A 19,876-nucleotide genomic window follows, 5' to 3' on the forward strand; every position below is an offset into this window, starting at 1 on the left:
GGGCCTTGAGCGCCATGCCTCTGCTTTACGAGCTTGCGGTTGCTGCCGCAACACAAGTTCGATCTGTCCAGTCATCTACTATTCAGTGAAGGAAACCTACCCAACATGAGCTTGTTATCCGATTTATCTCGCTCTGAGTTCTCATCAAAGCACACTTCATTTGGCGGTGAAGAATTTCTCAATCGCCACATCGGTCCAGATGCCCGAAGTCAACAAGCCATGCTTGACGAGTTGGGTTACGACAGCCTCGACAACTTCATTGCCGCCGTAGTGCCCGCGAGCATTCGCATTCCAGAAGGTATGCAGATTCCCGAAGCCTTATCGGAAAGCCAAGCGCTTAGCCGTTTAAAGCAGTTTGCGAAAAAGAACGTGGTTGCCAAATCGTTGATTGGCCAAGGCTACTACGGCACCAAAACACCCGCGGTCATTTTGCGCAACATTCTTGAGAATCCGGCTTGGTACACGGCCTATACGCCATATCAGCCAGAAATTTCTCAAGGTCGTTTGGAAGCTTTATTAAACTTCCAAACCATGATCACCGAATTAACAGGTATGGATATCGCCAGCGCGTCCTTGTTGGATGAAGCCACAGCCGCCGCCGAAGCCATGACCCTGTGCCATCGCATGACCAAAAACAAAGGCAGCAAATTTTTTGTCGATCACAACACCTTTGCACAAACCATCGAGGTCGTAAAAACCCGCGCCGAACCTCTCGACATTGAAGTGGTGGTTGGCAATCCGAATACCGATTTAAGAGAAGATTGCTTTGGCGCGCTTTTGCAAAATCCGGGTTCCGACGGTTCTGTTACGGATTTCTCCGAAGTCATCGAGCGCGCGCACTCACACAACACTTTGGTAGCCGTCGCAGCCGATATCTTAAGTTTATTGATTCTAAAAACACCGGGCGAAATGGGTGCCGATATTGTGGTTGGTAGCTCCCAGCGTTTTGGCGTACCCATGGGTTTTGGCGGCCCGCACGCGGGCTTTATGGCCACTCGCGAAGCCTACAAACGCGCCATGCCGGGCCGGTTGGTGGGTGTTTCCATTGACTCCAACGGTAACCCGGCCTTGCGCTTGGCGTTGCAGACTCGCGAACAACACATTCGCCGTGAAAAGGCCACCTCGAACATTTGTACCGCGCAGGTTTTATTGGCGGTGATTGCCAGCATGTACGCGGTCTATCACGGCCCAGAAGGTTTAGCTAACATTGCCAAGATTATTCACGCAAAAACCGTCGCGGTGGCGAACTCACTAAAAGTTTTAGGCTTTGGTTTAAAAAGCGAGACGTTCTTCGATACCTTGACTGTGAATACTGGTGATAAAACTACGGAAATTCTTGGAAAAGCGCAGCAAAATGGCATTAACTTACGCCAAATTGATTCAGTTAATCTTGGCTTAAGCCTTGATGAAAGTTGCGAAATTACGGATTTGGTTGCCATTCTTACCGTGTTTGGCGCCACAACCGATGAAGCTGCCATCATTGCAGCATTGAACGCGGCAGACTGGTCCATCGGCAGCGACTGCCGTCGCCAAAGTGAAGCCTTGACGCATCCGGTGTTTAATCGTTATCACTCTGAAACCGAAATGCTGCGGTACCTGCGCGCCTTATCCGATAAAGACATTGCCCTTGACCGCGCAATGATTCCGCTCGGTTCTTGCACCATGAAGCTCAACGCCACCAGCGAGATGATTCCAATCACTTGGCCCGAGTTTGCCAATGTTCACCCACACGCGCCGCGCGATCAGGTGACCGGCTATACCGACATGATCACGGAGCTGGAACAATGGTTGTGCGCCATTACCGGCTACGATTCGATTTCGCTGCAACCCAACGCGGGTTCTCAGGGCGAGTACGCAGGTTTATTGGCGATTCGTGCTTACCACCAAAGCCGTGGCGATAATCAACGCAACATCTGCTTAATTCCAAGTTCGGCTCACGGTACCAATCCGGCCTCGGCACAAATGTGCGGTATGCGCGTGGTGGTGGTTGCCTGTGACAGTCGCGGTAATATCAATTTAGAAGATTTGAAAGCCAAGGCTGAAAAGCATCACGAACAGCTTGCGGCCATCATGATTACCTATCCTTCAACCCACGGTGTGTTTGAAGAAAGCGTTAAAGAGGTCTGCGAAATCGTGCATCAGCACGGCGGTCAGGTGTACATCGATGGCGCCAATCTCAATGCTATGGTTGGTCTTTGTCAGCCCGGTGTATTTGGCGGCGATGTTTCGCATTTGAACCTGCACAAAACCTTTTGTATCCCACACGGCGGCGGCGGCCCAGGTGTTGGGCCAGTCGCAGTAAAAGCGCATTTGGCCGAATTTTTACCTCAGCACTCCAACTATCAATTCACTGAAAACGGTGTTGGTCCTGTGTCTGCGGCGCAATTTGGCAGCGCGAACATCCTGCCAATTACGTGGATGTACATTCAAATGATGGGCTCCGAAGGCCTCACTCAGGCCACCAAGGTGGCTATTCTCAACGCCAACTACATTGCTAAACGTCTGCAATCGGCCTATCCCGTGTTATACACCGGTAAAAACAAACTCGTTGCTCACGAATGCATTCTCGATATGCGTCCATTAAAAGAGCAATCCGGTGTGACGGTGGATGACATCGCCAAGCGCTTGATCGACTTTGGCTTTCACGCCCCAACCATGTCGTTCCCGGTGGCAGGCACCTTGATGATCGAACCGACCGAGAGTGAATCAAAAGAGGAGTTGGATAGATTCATCAACGCGATGCTGGCGATTCGTGCTGAAATCGACGAGATTCTTGCTGGCAACATTAGCTACGAGCACAGCGCCTTGCATATGGCGCCGCACACGGCAAACTCGTTGCTGGGCGCAGACTGGACGCGAGCTTACTCCAGAGAGCAGGCAGCCTTCCCAACGGAAAGTTTAAAGCTCAACAAGTACTGGCCGCCGGTTGGTCGTATCGACAACGTCTACGGCGATAAAAACCTAGTGTGCTCGTGCTTGCCGATCTCTGCCTATCAAGAATAATTCGCGAACACCGAATTTCAGAGATAAAAAAACCGGCTAAAAGCCGGTTTTTTTATGCACTCGCTCTTTAATGCTTTCACTTAATGAACCCACAAAAAATACAAACCTAACAAGGCACCAAAGGTACAAATAAAACCGGCCATGTATTCCGCAATGGGCCGATTTTTAGGGTTGTGTGTTTTTGGGTTTGCTTTAAAGACACCTGCAATAAACAGTGATAACAAAATTATTGACGCGAATAATTTTGCTAAAACAATCAATAAATCAACCATTCAGCTTTTTTATCGCCTTACGCGCTTCACGGTTTGCCTTATCGGTCAACTTCAATAACACCGTACGAATCAAATCGCGGGTCATTTCGTCTTTTGATTTCGCCGCTTTCATACCTAACGCAGACATCATCTTACGAACCAAACGCTCTACCCAAATGCTTAGGTGTTCGGCAAGATCGATACCTTTTGACAAGATGTACGCTAGCTTGTCGGCAACGGTAAAACCACTGATAAGAACGCCTTGTAAACCCAACGCCAAAGCGCCAAGGGCTTTTGACAAGACTTTCTTCAACACGTAGATAATGGCCGAGTCTAACCAGCGCCAGAAGGTAGGGCTGCTGGTACTTACCGGCGATTTAGATTTCAGCCAGTTCTCAATGGATGACTCAAGGGTAAACGGATCTTGAGCGATACCGGATAGTTGCTCCCAAGACTGCCCAGCAACCGACTCGATATAGTTCGCCATCTTGTGTGCTTCACCACTAACCAGTGGTTGAGATGAAGGTAAGAAGTAACCATTCGCTTTATGCGGCGCATGCATGTAAGGATACAAAGGCACCATCGGCACTGGATCGGTTTTATGGAAACAGCGGTAAATATTGGCAGGCCCAATTTTCTTGCTAGTGCTTCTTACAAATAATTCGGTACCAACACGCGGCTGACCGTAGGTGTACAAGCTTACTGGCTTGTTGGTGTTACGAGCAGCCCAATCGGCGGCCAAACTCGCCACCGCTCCACCTAGACTGTGGCCAATACAGTGAATTGACGTTGCAGCGCCAACATTTTCGGCAACGAAACGTCGAATGTCAGGCAACATACTTGAAAAAGTGCTTTGAAAACCGTTATGAACCGGAATACCCGCGTCTGATAACGAGATACCAATGCGCGCATCGGTTAAGAAATCGGCCTTGTTATTAGCCGTGGTGGTACCACGGAACATCATAACCATGGCGCCGGGATATTTATCACCGGCCATTGCGCAAGCGCCAAAATTGTCTTTAGCGGCCAGTAAGATTCTTCCACCCACATCGGCTTTTAACACAGATGATTTGGTTTTATCTTTTCCTTTTGTGCGAAAGACCTCTTTGACAGTTAAAAACTCGAAGGTCATTTCATTTTGAACTCGGTAGATTGCTTCTGCGAGTTCAGCCGTTTCCTTGGGGGTAAAAGTAGTCATAACGATTTCTCGGAAATTAGTTGTCCCAGCTGCATGATGTGAATAACGAGATAGCTCCTTCCTCGTAATATTCACGATCGTTCGTTAATTCGCACATTAAATTTTTGGGTTTATAACCAAGCGCACCTTCATTAAATACCTTTAATGAACTGAAATTCCAAATAAGGTATTCGTCGCCTTGGTAGGTTGCCGTGATTTGTTGGTTAATCACTAACTGGGCAAATGCGCTGGATTTGTAGGTACCTTTTTGCTCTTCAAATTGAAAGTGGCCGTTTTCATCGGAAGTGACAACAACGGTATCGCCGTCGGAAGAATCCCACTTTGTCCAAAGTTTTACCTCGGCGCCTGCGGCTGGCTTTCCTTCAAATAACAGTTGGCCTTCCATGCCACCGAATATAATGATTTCTTCTTTATTTTTGTCACTGCTACTTGAGCCAAAAAAGGACATCGCTAATCCCTTAACCGAGAACACAATTAATATTAGAGCGGATAATATGTGAATTACGTTTTTAGTGTACATTATTTTCCAACGGTAGAAATTGCACTAATCGCACATAAAGTGTAAATAAATGCTAGGAACATCCACATTTATGCATATAGTGCGCTTTGTTTGTGAATATTTAGCTATTTTTGATTTTAAAATCAGTAGCAGTAAACATACACCCAAATTGCTTTTTTAAAAAAACAATACCAAGCTAACTTTGCCGATTTGAATGCGTTTATTCAAGATTAACAGACGTAGGATTTGTTAATTTAAATCAGCCTTTTGTGCTTTAGTTTTTTTGAATTTTAAAAACAGTAACTTGTTCGCACTTTTTAAATGCGATAGCGACAGGTTTTTGACAAAGCAATTGTTAAGTTTTTTTGATTAAACGAGAGAATAAAAAAACCGGTCTTGATACATTTTACAGGTAAAATTTTTTAGGAAACTCTGATTAACCTAGAGTTTCTCGCGACACAAGGATGTGTCGCCAATTTCAAGAACGGTAAGTGATTGAAATTGTGAAGAAATTGGAAATCGCATTTTCAATTTCTGTCCTTTGATTAAATCATGGATGAGTTAATCAGAGGTTCCTTTAGTTTAGAATTCCGTTAATTAAATGTCTTTCGCGAAAAATGCCTATATCAACACAAGGCATCTGCACTTATTAATCATTTAATTTTTATTTAAAAATAGACTTTAAAACGCATCTTAAGAAAATAAATGTCTATTAGATTGTCTCGGAATTAGCCTTGATTTTTAATTCAAAAATTTTCCGCATCAGGCATCTCGCTCCATTGGCAATTGGTGTTAACACCGAGCCTTCCACAAGAGTATCGTTTTATTTCGTCGGTCAGCTCGCAGGTTATTGTGTTTTTTTCAAACAAATTGTCCTCGGGCAAAATGCCATCGCTTGACGTTAAACTCCAAATTAAAAACTCCTGCTCGTAATAGTTTACGGTAACTCGTTGAGACACCATGGTTCGCGCCAATGATGTAGGGCGATAAAAACTGGTTTTTCTTTCTAATGAAAACCAACCCCGCTCATCGGTAACAACCGAGCAGGTCTCGGGTTTTACCGGGTCCCATTTAACAACCAACTTAACCTCGGCGCCCTTGGCCGGTTCGCCACGAAAACATATCACACCCTCAAGACCAGCAAACAAAACGATTTCGGTTTTGGGTTTTCGAGCAAATAGATTCAACAAAAAAAGCATTTTAATTCTCGTTAAGGGTAACAGCTTAATTAGACAATAATGCAATTAATTATGACACGTTATCCGGTGTTCTTCATTGAACGGGCAAGTGCGATAAACCACGATTACGATGCGGCTTGTGAAAGGTTGGAATAAGAGGATAAGAGATTTTTGGGGCATCCTCTGGTCAGATCGAGGACGAACTAATCAGAGGTTGCTTGAGAGTATCTGAGAAAAAGGTGCGGCCCATTGGGCCACAGCTTTATTTGTGCCGGGAATTTTTAACAGCAATCGAGGTGTATTTAGCAAATGCTTTATCTTCGTGACGCTTGATAAGCGCAATAAGACCCACGCATATCACCAGCATCAAAAGGGCGAACAATACCAAGGCTAACGGAGAATTTGCGAAAATAAAGTAGGCTGTTGCGCCGTCCCATTGAGAAATAGATGTACCCATTTGAAATTCCTCTCTATCTATACGTTAGCGAGTTTGTTTGGAACATCACTTTGACGCGTTGCCGGAACATTGGCCTCTGGGTAGGGTTTAGCCAAAAGCTCGACTTCATCAATGCCCAACTCTTCGACCGCTTCAGGCACGCGAAGCATATTCAATGTCTTCAACAGCAGAGATATTCCGTAGCCCGGTATAAATCCGAGTAACACCATGACCAAGCCAGAGATCAGTTGCCCGGTGAAGCTAATGGGCGGCATGCCCTCGGCATTTGGTGTTCCTGTCGCGAAAACACCCACCATGATCACAGAGAAAATGCCCGCAAAACCGTGTACAGCAACCGCGCCAACGGCGTCATCAATGCCACATCGCTCAAGAAATTTAGCACTTTGGACACTGAGCACCCCGGCGACAACAGCGACAATAAAGGCCAACGCGGGATCGTAGAGGTCGAGTCCAGCGGCAACGGAAATGATGCCAACAAGGCCACCGGACATTGTCCAAAACGGATCGCGAGTGGCGATGTAACAACCAATAATGCCACCGGCAAAACCCATCAGCGTATTGAACGCAAACGCGGAAAGATTGGTTGGCGTGTTGTAAATCGTCGTCCAACCGGTGTCTCCGGTATTGAAGATGATGCAGCCACCCAAAAATCCGAAGAAGCCAAAAATAATCATCATCAGGCCGATCAATGTCATTGGCAGACTGTGCGGTGCGATGGTTTGCGCGATACCGTTAATAAATTTACCGGTGCGAGGGCCAAGGTTAATTAGCACGCCCAGGGTGAAGAATCCAGCTACCGCATGGACAACTCCAGCTGCGCCAACATCATGGTACCCGTATTTGGTCAACAGCCAACCTTCGCCATGCCACCCCCAAGCAGCGGCCAAAATCCAAATGACACTACCCACCAAGATCGTGAGAATTAAAAACGCACTGACGCGAATCCGCTCGATAACCGCTCCGGATAATATTGATCCAGTAGTTGCGCCAAAAAGCGCAAAGGCCGCCCAGAATACGCCGGTGCCCATCTCATCGAGCTTAGGTCCCATGCTGGTCGACCAAGGTAATGCTTCTGCCACAGATGAAGGCACAATCCCGTTTGGGAAAGACAGGTAGATCCACCAGCCCACCAAGTAAAAAGCGGGAATAATCATAGCGAGTGCCAGAATATTTTTTATTCCGGCGGCTAAGGCATTCTTGCCCCGGGAGGCGCCCATTTCGTAGGCCAAAAACCCAGCATGAATCATGATCATCAATGCTGTGCACCACCAGTAAAATACTTCCATATTCATGGTTTGATGCATTTCAATCACCGCTTGTTGCGATTGCACCATCTCACTAAGTTGTTCTAGGCTCAAATTCTCTTGATTCATTGCACCTACCTCGGATTAGTACGGGTCGCCCGTTAAGAATTAGGGATCAGATCCAGCCAGCGATTCACCACCTGATGCGCAAAACGCTGCTGATCGGACTGATAACGCTCAAAGTCGAGCATGACTTGTTGGTAAATCTCGCTCACGGTTGCGGGCGAATGATTGGGATTACCGATCAGTTCGCGCTCAGTCCAGGTTGTTACTATGTTGGGATTCACCTCGAAGTGGCATTGAAAACCGTAGGTGCTCTCGCCCAATCTAAACGCTTGGTGACGAATGGCTTCTCCGGTGAGTAACAAAGAGGCATCTACAGGTAATTCAAAGGTATCCGAATGCATCTCAAAGATTGTCGGAGTGAAATCCAATCCCTCCAGTAGCGGATCAGTCTCGGCGGCTTGAGTTGGCGTTAGCGGTGTAAATCCATATTCTAAAAACCCTTGCGCAAATACCTTGGCGCCAAACGCGTAAGCGATGGCCTGCGATCCAAGACACGAGCCTAGAATCGGCTTGTTAAGCTTGTGAAACGCCAGAATGCATTGTGCTAGTGAATCAAAATACGGTTTTAAGGCGAGGTCATGAACACTGACCTCACCGCCAAAGACAATCAGTGCATCGTAGTCATCCGGCGCGGGCATCGGGTGATTTTGGCGCCGGTAATGCCAGATTAACGCTGCTCCTCGCTCCGCCACGACTGCACCGATGGCACCTGATTCCATAGGGCCATCCATGCTTCCAGCCATAATGGCCGCGATCTTCATCAGAACACTCCCTTTTCTAAGAAATCGTCTAGACCCGGCGTTCGGTAACCGTCCTCTCGATAGGTGATTGGGAAGTAGCTTTCATCGACCTCATTTGAGCCAAACTTTTTGTACTTACCGTAAATTGGCCCATTACCAATGGTCATCAAATTGGGGTTAAATTCGATGTCGGACTGGAAGCAATGCATCGCTAGAGCCCGGCGAGGAACGTCGGCTTTATTGATTCGCGACCCGTGCCACAACCAACCATCATGGAAGGCGCCGCCACCGGGAGGCACCACCACCGGCACAAGCTCCAACTCAAAGCCGTGACGCTCGGCCCATTCACGAACCTCTTTCAGATCGTCTTCGGGTCCATGGAACTGCATAATGGGTTTTGCTTCACCCCAGGTGTGGGAACCTTTGATGTACACCAAGGTGCCACCTTCAGCGGTTGTTTGATCGAGCGCAATCCAGCAGCTCACTAAAGCGGGCTTATCGATCCATAGTGAGTACATACTATCTTGATGAAAACCTATAGATCGGCCTCCAACCGGCTTCCACAACAGGTTATCAATCATCAGACGCGTTCCGGTCCAACCGCCAAGTTGGGCACAGAATCGACCCATCTGCTCACTGAGTACTTGTCGCGCTACGGTTAAATCCGACTTCCACGCGTTACAGATTTGCTTGGTGTAAGGCGGATCACCAACCGGTAAATTAACCTCATCGGGCTTGATGCCGGTTAGATACTCCCCCTCATTGAATATCGCCTCAAAACGATTGCGAATCTCTATGGCGTGCTCTGGCTCAATAATTTTATCGACGATTAAAAATCCGTCTTTTTTAAATTGTGCGACTTGCGCATCGGTAAGTGCTTTCATGGTCTTGACCTCAATAAAATTCGAGATAGCGATTAAGTTCCCACTCTGAAACGTGCCGGTGGTATTCCTGCCATTCGGTACGCTTGATGGCTATGAAGGCGTTGATCAGCTCAGGACCTAAGGCTTCTTGCAGCACTATGTCACTGGCAAGCTCGTCCAATGCGTCGTTTAGGGTTTCTGGCAGGCGCTCAACGCCCAACTCATCAACCTGCGCGTGGGTGAGTGTGAAAAAGTTGGTGTTGATTGGTTTGCTGGGTGTTAATTCTTGTTCAATACCGTGCAGGCCGGCGGCGATGATTGCGGCGGTGGCCAAGTAGGCATTCATGCTGCTGTCGCCAATTCGAATCTCAATGCGTCCATAGGGAATTCGCAGCATGGCCGATCGGTTATTGTCTCCGTAAGCGATGTATACCGGGGCCCAGCTGGGTCGTTCGGGCGTGCCAGACACTAAACGCTTATAAGAATTGACCGAAGGGCACAGTAGGGCGGTGAGTGCTTTAGCGTGGAGAGTAACGCCCGCTAAAAACTGATAGGCAAGCTTTGATAATCCCATTCCATTTGGGTCATTGGCGTCGTGGAATAGGTTGGTGCCAAGCTCATCTTGCATGGAGCAGTGCACATGCATGCCATTGCCGGTGGTGGTCGAGGATAGCTTAGGTAAAAAGCTGCAAATCGCACCATTTCGATGGGCGATTTCTTTGGCGCTCATCTTAAAAAGCTGAATATTATCGGCGGTTTTAAGCGCTTCGTCGTAGTCAAAGTTCAGCTCAAATTGACCGTTGGCGTCTTCGTGATCGATTTGGTAGACCTTAAGACCGGTAGCCTCCAAGGACTGATGGAGCGCCTCTAAAAAGGCGGTATTGCGAGTGATACCTTGATAATCGTATGTGGGCTTTGCCAGTGTGTCCGAACTGTCGAAGGGAACCACCTGATCATTGTCGTCGCGCTTAACCAGATAAAACTCAGGTTCAAGCCCGGTCATAAACGCCCAGCCGCGCTCTTTAAGACGGTCGGTTTGTTTCAATAAAACGTTTCTGCAATCAAGCGGATAATCTTTATCGGCAACTTGGCCGCGACCACGAATCACCGCGTAACCCGGCAACCAAGTGAGCAGTGTTAGGGTGCTTAAATCACCAACCAACATGTATTCGGGATCTTGCGGGCTGATGGTAAAGCCTTGCACTGCCGCACCGGCAAATCCGGCACCGGTAGTTAGCAGGCTCTCTAAACAATGCGCTGGTACGCATTTGCTTTTGATACCACCGTGAATATCAACAAACTGCGCCAGCAAATATTGAACGTTGTGCTCTGCTAAAAATGCTTGCGCAGCCGCTAGAGCATTTTCTTCGGGGCATTGCCACTGTGTGGATTTTGGAGTGTTTCGAGACATGGTTTTCATCTCCGTATTGGGATGAATCCAGTCTGTCAAATAGAGCGGGGGTTTGCGTTGACGGCTAAAACCGATTCGTTGACATTTCGCGCCATCGACGCAACACCTGTGGGCACAACGTCCGTGGGCAGAACCCTATGCGTCTCGCCATTGGCTGGGATTTACGCCCTTCCAACGTAAAAAGGCACGTGTAAACGCACTTACTTCTGAATAACCCAACCGGTAGGCTATTTCAGAAATGGTTAACGTGTTGTAGGTCAGATAATAGGTGGCTAGGTCTTCGCGAACGGTTTCGGTCAAAATTTTAAAGGAGGTATTTTCTTCTTTGAGACGGCGTTGTAGCGACCGAATGGGCAGATTAAGTCTCTCTGCAACCTGTTCGATGCTGACCTCGCCTGAAGGCAAGCACTCAATTATCTCGTTTTTAACCCGTTTGGTTAGGCTAATAGGTGCCAGAGGTCGTCCTGCCATATCTTGAAGCATGCCCAGCAACACGCCATTGAGCATTGAGTCGGCTTTACTCATGGGCGTATCTAAGCAGGATTCGCGAAAACGAATGACATTGCGTGTCTGTTGGAAGCGAACATCACAGGCGAAGGCGTCTCGATGCGGCCTCGCATCCACAAGCGCCGGGTGTTGAAAATCAACGCCCAGTGGCGCCCAGGATTCACCCATGGCACTTTTTACGACGTTATTGAGCATTCCTAACGTCAATTCGGCATCTTGTCGTCGATCTAAAATATCACCGTCGAGCAATCGGTACTCAAGCTCACAAATTCCTTTACGAACATCCAATTGCAGTACGCTGTTGCGTTGGAATACAGGAAAGTAGGTCTGCATACCGTCTAAGGCGTCTCGTAAAGTCGCCGCGGTCGTTGCATAAAACCCAAATGCACCCAATCCATCGGGTTGAAATTGCTCGCCAAACCATAAACCAAAGTGTTCATTGCCCGTAGACTTTGCCGCCTCATGCATGGACAAAATGTACTGGCTCAGCGAAATATGGCGATTAGGTTGTTTGTATAGGTCGGGGGCTAAGCCTGAACGCGCCAATACTTGCTCGCTTTTACCACCTTGGATATCGATAAACCTATCCAAGCCAACAGTTACCGAGGCAATAACACTGGATGCGTTTTGTTTTTGCGATGAAACTTGCAATGAATTGATCATGACCAGACCCCCAATAGGATAATCTCTGATCAGCAATAAGGGTACCACTCTCGGAAAAACCGATAACCTATTGAATCATATTGATTTTTTATAGAGATTTAGTGCTAGTGCTGTTTTATAGTGCACTAAAATGCGTCGTTGGCGCACGACGATACATTAAGAAGTTATAAACACCTCTACAGAACTTTGATTTGCTGCCATAAAAAAAGCCGCATGCCAATCTCCATGACACGCGGCTTTTTAGGGGTGCGTTTTAAAAAATTGAAGCTTACTGAACGGTTACAGTGGTTACAAAACCAACCGAGGCGGGGTAGCGCACCAAGCTGGTTGTTACACTATCTCTGACCGTGGTTTGCACCTGCGCAGTATCTCCTGCTGAACCGACAATTTCAAAAATCAGATTCACCAAAGGCACTGAGGCTGTCGGCGCTGTAAGCGAAGTCTGATTCGACACCACAATCGCGTAGTTACCGTCGTTATTTTGGTGGCTACTGAACAGACCACTAAAATCTCCATCCGCGGCGGTAATATCCACCAGCGATAAAACCGCAGGATCAAAACTCACTTCAAACTCAACACCACCCATAGGATCTGCGCCCGCAAAGAATATAGCAGGAAGCGTAAGTTGTTGACCGGCAGAGACAGTGACATTGTTTTCGTCAAAAAACACATCACCAATAAACTGTGCGTTGGCGCCTTGCCAACAACACAGTAGAACCATTGCCATTAATATTTTTGAAAATTTCATTAGTTTGGCTCTCCTACGCGGATGGTTATGCTAAGCGTCTCGCCCTGATTTAGACCTGCGGTACTAATTTCGGTTGACCCATCAAAACGAATTCTTGTGCGATCTACGGGATCGTTAACAATGACCTCATTTGCGTCAAAGATGACGACGATAATGGTACCGCCAAACATTGCTGATGCACGGCCAACAAACTCAAGCTCGTTAATGCCAAACGGCAGTTGGTAAGTGTTCTCAAGCAATACGTTTGGATCTTCGGCAATCACGATAGACTCGCCATTGATACGCAGCTCAAAGATATCATCTTTGATCGACCCGTTATCGCCAAAGCGAATTCGAATCGGCATAACTCCACAGGTAATCTCAACCGATTTTTGCTGGACAAGATCGCGAATTTGTACCTGCCCATTCACTTCAGCGAATTGAACAAAATTAGCATCTCCGGGCGCAAAACAGCCAAAGTCTGCTTGATCAGGTGCGGTCACCGATAGATCACCACCAACCGCCGAATTAGCGTCAAAAATTCGTGTGGCATCTAAGGTAATGCTTTGATCAATAAACAGGGCCAGATACTGGGAGCCAACATCCGACAGGATTCCAGTGACTTCTGCCGCAGTAGTAGGTTGACCAGTAACAGCCGAAACCTGGCTGATTAGTAATGCCAGTAAATCGTTACCGAGCAAATCCAACAAATCTACAAGGGCACCGTTTGAGGCTCGACCTGCTAGCAAATTACTGATGACTTGATCGGCAAGAATTGCCTGCAATTCAACATCACCGGTGCCAGAAATCATCTGAGCATCCACAAAGCGTCGAACGGTCTCGCCACCGGTAACATCCAATTGTGGTGTAATTTGCGAGCGTTGACCCACCGTTTGCTCGGTTGGGTTCGCCAGTAAGCGCAGGCGCAATTCGGTATCACTGAACAAGTCGGCAATGGTTGATGCAAAAGCGAGTTCGGAGGTAACCACCGGACACTGCTCCGTCCAAGCGGCAACGGCATCGGCCGGTAGGCTTTCTGACAGCACCGAAACCTCTAGGGCATCGCAGCTCAAACCAATCAAGGTAGTCGCAGCGCGAGTTAGATCAAAGGTGTCTTGCAAATGACACAAAGACGGAACTGTTTCACTGCACACGTCTAACAAACCGCTTGGATTTACCGGCGTGCCGTTGGTAATGGCTTCATCTGTGGTACTTAATAGACTGCGGAATGCGTCTAAACCATTTGCATACAATGCCTGTTGGAGCACGGCCGCCAGCGGAGAATCGTTATTATCGATTAGCAGTAATCGGAATTGATCAAAGGTTGTCGATAGATTTGCACGACCGACCGTCAAAGACGCACCCAATACAGCAGAGTTTTGACCAGTAACGCTCAGGTCAGATAGCAATGCATCCAGCGATAATTGTTGCAACTCGAAGGCTCGCTCGAACTCATTCAAGAAATCCATTACATCGATGGTCGCATCTGAAGGTGGCAATGGCTGCTCACCGAGCTCAACGGTAAAGGTATCCGACAGAATATTGCCACCGCTTTGAACATCTACCTGCACGCTTGCGGTTACGCCCGCCAGGCTGGCCTCAGCCGGAATGGTGAAGTACACGTAACCTTGAGCAAATTGCGTGATCGATTGCGCCGCAAAACCATTGACGGTAATCGCTAACGAATCGAGCGGCGCTACCAAGTTTGGCGAAATAACCAGAGCGCTACCGCCCGGAATATTTTGTGGTGGTGAAATAAAGCGAGCGATAAAGTCTTGCGAGGCGACAATACTGCACAGTAATTCAACGTCAACAAGATCGAAGTCGGCGTCTAGATCGATATTCGCGGCGATTGCCTCATCGCGATCGGCTGCGTCTCGCAAACCACCAAAGCGCTGGGTTGCCAAAACAACGTCCACCAAATCGATTTGACCGTCGCCGTTCAGATCACCAATGGTAGGGAAGCCAAATTCCTCTGGGAAAGGCTGACCTGAATTGCTGATCACTACCGATAATTGATCGGTAACAATCACATCATCACCAACAAAAACCTGCGCGGTGACTTGTACCGTTTCTTCGGTGGCAAAGCTGAAGCTCGCCGAAGGTGTGCCGGTATCGGTAAAGGTGAAGCTTTGACCATCACTGGTTGTAAACACCACGCGATCGAAGTTGGCATTTATCGGCGCCACTGTGGCAACAAAGTTTAACGTTTGGCCAGTAACAGCAATAGAGATAGGCGCATTCAGAGCCACAAACTCAGGTAGCTGTTCCATAGCTACGATACTGATTGGCGTTGTTATGAACGACTGGAACCCAGAGAATACTTCTGCGGTTACGGTGAAATTGCCAACCGCATTAAAGACGATATTGGTTGAATCACCGACCACACCGGTAACGGTATCAACAACGTCACCATTACCGTCTGCGATGGTAAATACCACTCGATCAATCGGGCTAGTTTGTGGCGTGATGCTCACATCAAAGCTCAATGCTTCGCCCAAAATCACTTCGCTGGCTGAACTGGTCACCGTTGCCGAAATAGGCTCTGCAATGGTGATACTTGAGTTGGTTTCTATAACTTCGTCACCAATAAACACGCGAGTGGTTACATCAAAATCGCCCGCAGTATTAAAGGTGATGTTGGTGGCAGCGCCAGTGGTGTTACCCGCAATAGGAGTCGCTAGGCCAGAGACCACATATTCAATACGTGTTACTAAATCTAGGGCTTCCGCCGGAGTTAACGCCGTGGTAAACGCTACTTCGCCGCCGGTTAGTGCTTCGGTTGGTGCTGTGACAGTGACTTCCGGTAAATTCGCGTTAACACTGAAGCTGCCCGCGTCGATTACCTCGTTACCAATAAGCACCTGAGCAGACACTGTAAAGGCACCAGAAACTGGGAAATCTAGGTTAAATGGACTGCCGTCTACTGGGCCGTTTACCACACGATCTGCAATCGCTGGATCATCGCTCGTAATGGTGTAGACGATGCTATCGGCGACCGTACCTTGTGGCGATAAGCCAACGGAGACTGGCACGCTGTCACCCACAATAATAGTGGCAGGCGCAAATGTGGTGGTAATCGCAGGCAAGGATACAGCCACTGCAATTGGATCACTGACGGTGGTTTCGCCATTCACGGTAACTTCACCAACAACGCTAAAGTTGCCCGCGCTTGGGAAATTAATATTAATCGGCGAGCCATCAAGCGGTGCGTTCACAACCTGTTCTGCGCCGGTATCGGTGTTGGTTACGTGGTAAATAAATGCCGATGCGTTAGTGCCAACCGGTTGAATATCCGCCGAGAACGACAGCGGTGAATTAACAACCGTTGAGTTCGCTGAGCTGATTAAATCAACACTAACTGGATTTGCAACAGTAATTGAAGACACATCTTCAATTACCTCGTCACCTACAAAAACGCGGGTAGTGACGGTAAAAGTACCCGCAGCAGGGAAGGTGATATCGGTTGCGGTGCCATCAGTTGTACCTTCTACCGTGCGCTCAACACCGTTTTCGGTGATGACATATTGCACACGGTCAACCAACGCCAGCGCTTCGCTTGGCGATACCGTGGTGGTGTAAGCAACAGGTTGGCCGGTTAATACTTGTACTGGCGCCGTAACCGTAACCTCTGGTAAGGCTGCATCAACACTAAATTCACCGACGTCGATCACTTCGTTACCAATAAAGACTTGCGCAGTTACGGTGAAACCACCCGCTCTTGGGAAATCTAATTCGAATGGGCTGCCATCGACGGGGCCTTCAATCACACGATTAGCAATCGCCGGATCGCTGCTTGTGACGGTATAAACAATACGATCGGCAAGGGTACCCTGTGGTGTTAGCTCAATGGCAACCGGAACGGAACCGCCCACTAAAACCCCACCCGAGGGGAAGTTAGTCTGTAGCGTTGGCAAGGTTGCCGTAACGGTAACAGGCGAACTGGTTGTCACTTCACCATTAACGGTTACTTCACCAACCACGGTAAACTCACCAGCGTTAGGGAAGGTAATCTCGAAAGCGCTACCATCCACCGGAGCAGTAATGATTTGCTCTTCACCGGTAGCCGCATTAGTGACTCGATAAACAACACTGTCGGCAACAGTGCCTTCGGGCTGAATATTTGCGGTAAAACTGAGCGCTCCGCCAACCACAGTCTCGGTTGCAGAACCGGTAATCGTGGTGCTAACCGGCACAGCCACATCAACCACAATTTCTTCGGTAAGAACTTCTTCGCCAATAAATACTTGAGCAACAATCGAAAACTGACCCGGATTGGCGAAGCTAATTTCGGTTGCGGTGCCTTGGGCATTACCGGCAACCACACGCTCAACGCCGTTTTCAGTAATTACGTATCGAACTTCGGTAATGAGGTCTGCAGATTCAAGGGGAGTAAAGCTTGATGTGTACAGCAGCGTTTGGCCAATCAAGGCATTGGTAGGCCCAGTAAGGGTCACGGTCGGCAATGTTGATGAGACAGTAAACTCGCCAGCATCGATAATTTCATTGCCAATAAATATTTGCGCGCTAACAGTAAACTCGCCTGCGGTTTGAAACTCCAGATCGGCAACACTGCCATCAACGGGACCTTCAACTTCTATTGGCGCAACCGTTGGATCGCTGCTGGTAATGGTGTAAACCACCCGATCTGGCACCGTACCTTGGGGTTCTATCTGAATAGAAGCCGGTACCGTTTGGCTAACCAAAATATTGCTGGCCGTAAAATCTGTAGTAAACGTAGGAAGCTCAACAGTGACAGATACCGATTCACTTAAAAAGGTATCGCCGCCCACCGAGATTTCGCTAACAACCGTAAATGTACCGGCATCAAGAAAATCAACCGCAAATGGACTGCCATCTACCGGCGCTTCAACTTCACGCTCTTCTCCGGTTTCGGTATTGGTAATGCGATAAATAACGCTTTCAGCAATTGTGCCGTCAGGCTGGATATTGGCTTCAAAAATAAGCGGACTGCCAACAATAGACTCAACAGCGCTTGGAATAATCTCAACCGTCGTTGGAGTTTGAACCTCAAAGGTAAAGTCGTCGGCAGCAACAACCACTCCATTTACAAACGCTTCCGCTCTTACCCTAACCGGGCCGGCGTTGGTAAAATTAAATTGCGCGTTGACTCCTTCAACAACTTCAGTGCCTTGGCTGGTCGTTGCTGTAAATACAACACGATCAACTTGAGTATCGATAGGAGAAAATAGGGCAGAAAAAACCACAGGCTCGCCTGCAAAGATTTCGGGACTTGCAGATTCAATTTGCAGAGCAATAGGCTGGGTTACAACAACCGTAGATTGCGCCGAAGCAACGACTTCTCCACCAGAGATAACGCGTACCGTCACCGAAAAGGTACCGGCTTGATCAAAACTAATTTCTGCCGGGCTACCTTGAATGGTGCGACCATCGCTGGTGACAAACTCAATGCGATCTACATTCGCATTTGCCGGAAAAACTTCAACTGAAAAAGAGAAGGGATCACCAACTTCGCCGGTTTGCGCACTACTGGTTATCTCGGCCGATACGCCGTTGGGTGTTTCTGTTGGATCGGTAGGATCACCGTCGTCGCCGTCACCTTCGCCACCGGTGCCACCATCGCCTGAACCGCCGCCACCATTATCGGGTGTTTCACCCGAGCCGCCGCCGTGAATAGATTGATCAACATTGGGACCATCAGAACAGGCAGCCAATAAAGCAATTAAGGCTGCAATTATAAAGTGGTTGGTTTTCATTGAATTTCCCTATTTTCGTTGCAAGGCAACGCACAAACTACTTTTTGTTTTGTTCCTAAAAATCCTTTCCCTATACCAATAGGGTTTACAAACAAGGAGCAAATTCGTGGAATGCGATTTATTGTGCGACCGAAGCTGCCTACGGTTTTATAACCTTTAGATTTAAAATTTCGCAAAGATTATATTTTCAACTAATAACACTCTCAACTGAATTATTAGAATTGTTCGTTTTTCTGTACTAAACGATATAAGCATTCTCTTACAAGATAACGCTTTTTTATTGTTTGCTAATATTTATACGTAAAAAAAATGTAAAAGTTGAATGGTCACAACAAACAAACCTGACCTTAACCGATTATTTTTCAGGTATTAATCAATTTCGCCTTACACAGGTAAAACACACCCGTATTAAGAATTCAAAAAGACACAAAAATAAAAACGTATTTAGGTGGCGACTTAGAATCAACATTAAAAACAAAAGGAAACTCTGATTAACCTAGAGTTTCCAGCGACACAAGGATGTGCCGCCAATTTCAAGAACGGTAAGTGATTGAAATTGTGAAGAAATTGGAAATCGCATTTTCAATTTCTGCCCTCTGATTAAATCAGGGATGAGTTAATCAGAGGTTCCAAAAGTAAAATACACAGTCTAAAAACTACCGTTGCATACAGCCGCAAGTCTACAACTGCAAACGCACACCCAGCCTTACATCCTCCTAGACTCAAACCATTTCTGTAACGCTACGTAATTCCCATCACAGAGAAACCCTAAATTATCCCGGGATAAACAAGCAGTTTTTAGTATGCCAACGTCTAAAGAATGAAATCCATTACAACCAATTGCAACAACGTTATTTCTAAATCGAAAAACATCCGCCGAAAAGCATTGCGACATTTTGATTGATTAATACAAATTCAATCGCATAGAAAAGCTCAACCTGAAAACATCAACTTAAGCGAAGAATCGCAAAAAGACGAACAACGATAGAAATGGAGCCAATCAATCTATATCTATCAGTAGAACGCAATTAACTTGTTTACCGATCAATAAGATTAGAAGAATGACAATAGTGGGAGATCACCGCCTGAGGTACAAAATGCTAAGCGGAACAGAACAAACAATAGCATCAAGTTCAAAAAACTGCGTTTTTTAAATTATATTTACGAGTACTTTTTCGAAAAATAATTTTCAATTCATCAACAAGGCGTAGCAAATTATTACACTAAAAATTTTCTAATTAATTAAGCACTCAAAAATAATTTTAAGCATC

At 47.2% G+C, this 19,876-nt stretch carries 13 protein-coding genes; 1 reads left to right on the forward strand and 12 read right to left on the reverse strand.

Annotation, left to right across the window (positions count from 1 at the left end):
* Positions 1–105 precede the first annotated feature (105 nt).
* Positions 106–3,003: an aminomethyl-transferring glycine dehydrogenase gene (gene gcvP / locus ACYQ28_RS07505; protein WP_460049206.1), complete on the forward strand. Its 2,898-nt coding sequence runs from the start codon at positions 106–108 to the stop codon at positions 3,001–3,003.
* Positions 3,004–3,083: 80 nt separating this feature from the next.
* On the opposite strand, the gene ACYQ28_RS07510 is transcribed toward gcvP, so the two are convergent.
* From ACYQ28_RS07510 to ACYQ28_RS07565, 12 genes are all read right to left on the reverse strand, one after another.
* A complete protein-coding gene (locus ACYQ28_RS07510) occupies positions 3,084–3,275 on the reverse strand; it encodes a hypothetical protein (protein ID WP_460049208.1) in 192 nt (63 codons plus the stop codon).
* Positions 3,268–4,452: a lipase family protein gene (locus tag ACYQ28_RS07515; protein ID WP_460049209.1), complete on the reverse strand. Its 1,185-nt coding sequence runs from the start codon at positions 4,450–4,452 to the stop codon at positions 3,268–3,270. Before ACYQ28_RS07515 ends, ACYQ28_RS07510 begins: the two co-directional genes overlap by 8 nt.
* Before the next feature lie 16 nt (positions 4,453–4,468).
* A complete protein-coding gene (locus tag ACYQ28_RS07520) occupies positions 4,469–4,900 on the reverse strand; it encodes a DUF6795 domain-containing protein (protein WP_460049211.1) in 432 nt (143 codons plus the stop codon).
* A 797-nt stretch (positions 4,901–5,697) separates the two neighbouring features.
* Entirely contained in the window at positions 5,698–6,150 is a 453-nt protein-coding gene (locus tag ACYQ28_RS07525) for a DUF6795 domain-containing protein (RefSeq protein WP_460049212.1), read from the reverse strand.
* A gap of 241 nt (positions 6,151–6,391) precedes the next feature.
* On the reverse strand, positions 6,392–6,586 hold the full coding sequence (locus tag ACYQ28_RS07530) for a hypothetical protein (RefSeq protein ID WP_460049213.1): 195 nt from the start codon (positions 6,584–6,586) through the stop codon (positions 6,392–6,394).
* 17 nt (positions 6,587–6,603) lie between these two features.
* Complete coding sequence (locus ACYQ28_RS07535; protein WP_460049214.1) at positions 6,604–7,959, reverse strand: ammonium transporter; 1,356 nt, start codon at positions 7,957–7,959, stop codon at positions 6,604–6,606.
* A gap of 32 nt (positions 7,960–7,991) precedes the next feature.
* On the reverse strand, positions 7,992–8,717 hold the full coding sequence (locus ACYQ28_RS07540) for a type 1 glutamine amidotransferase (protein ID WP_460049215.1): 726 nt from the start codon (positions 8,715–8,717) through the stop codon (positions 7,992–7,994).
* The gene (locus tag ACYQ28_RS07545; RefSeq protein WP_460049216.1) at positions 8,717–9,580 is read right to left on the reverse strand and encodes a phytanoyl-CoA dioxygenase family protein; all 864 of its coding nucleotides are present in this window, start codon (positions 9,578–9,580) and stop codon (positions 8,717–8,719) included. Before ACYQ28_RS07545 ends, ACYQ28_RS07540 begins: the two co-directional genes overlap by 1 nt.
* A 10-nt stretch (positions 9,581–9,590) precedes the next feature.
* Complete coding sequence (gene glnT / locus ACYQ28_RS07550) at positions 9,591–10,970, reverse strand: type III glutamate--ammonia ligase (RefSeq protein ID WP_460049217.1); 1,380 nt, start codon at positions 10,968–10,970, stop codon at positions 9,591–9,593.
* Positions 10,971–11,105: 135 nt separating this feature from the next.
* On the reverse strand, positions 11,106–12,140 hold the full coding sequence (gene qhpR / locus ACYQ28_RS07555; protein WP_460049218.1) for an AraC-like transcriptional regulator QhpR: 1,035 nt from the start codon (positions 12,138–12,140) through the stop codon (positions 11,106–11,108).
* Between the two features lie 268 nt (positions 12,141–12,408).
* Positions 12,409–12,888, reverse strand: a complete 480-nt coding sequence (locus ACYQ28_RS07560; RefSeq protein ID WP_460049220.1) for a cohesin domain-containing protein — start codon at positions 12,886–12,888, stop codon at positions 12,409–12,411.
* Positions 12,888–18,605: a beta strand repeat-containing protein gene (locus ACYQ28_RS07565; RefSeq protein WP_460049221.1), complete on the reverse strand. Its 5,718-nt coding sequence runs from the start codon at positions 18,603–18,605 to the stop codon at positions 12,888–12,890. The genes ACYQ28_RS07560 and ACYQ28_RS07565 overlap by 1 nt, the downstream gene beginning before the upstream one ends.
* Positions 18,606–19,876: the final 1,271 nt, after the last annotated feature.

It is taken from the genome of Sessilibacter sp. MAH1 (genome assembly GCF_054658315.1).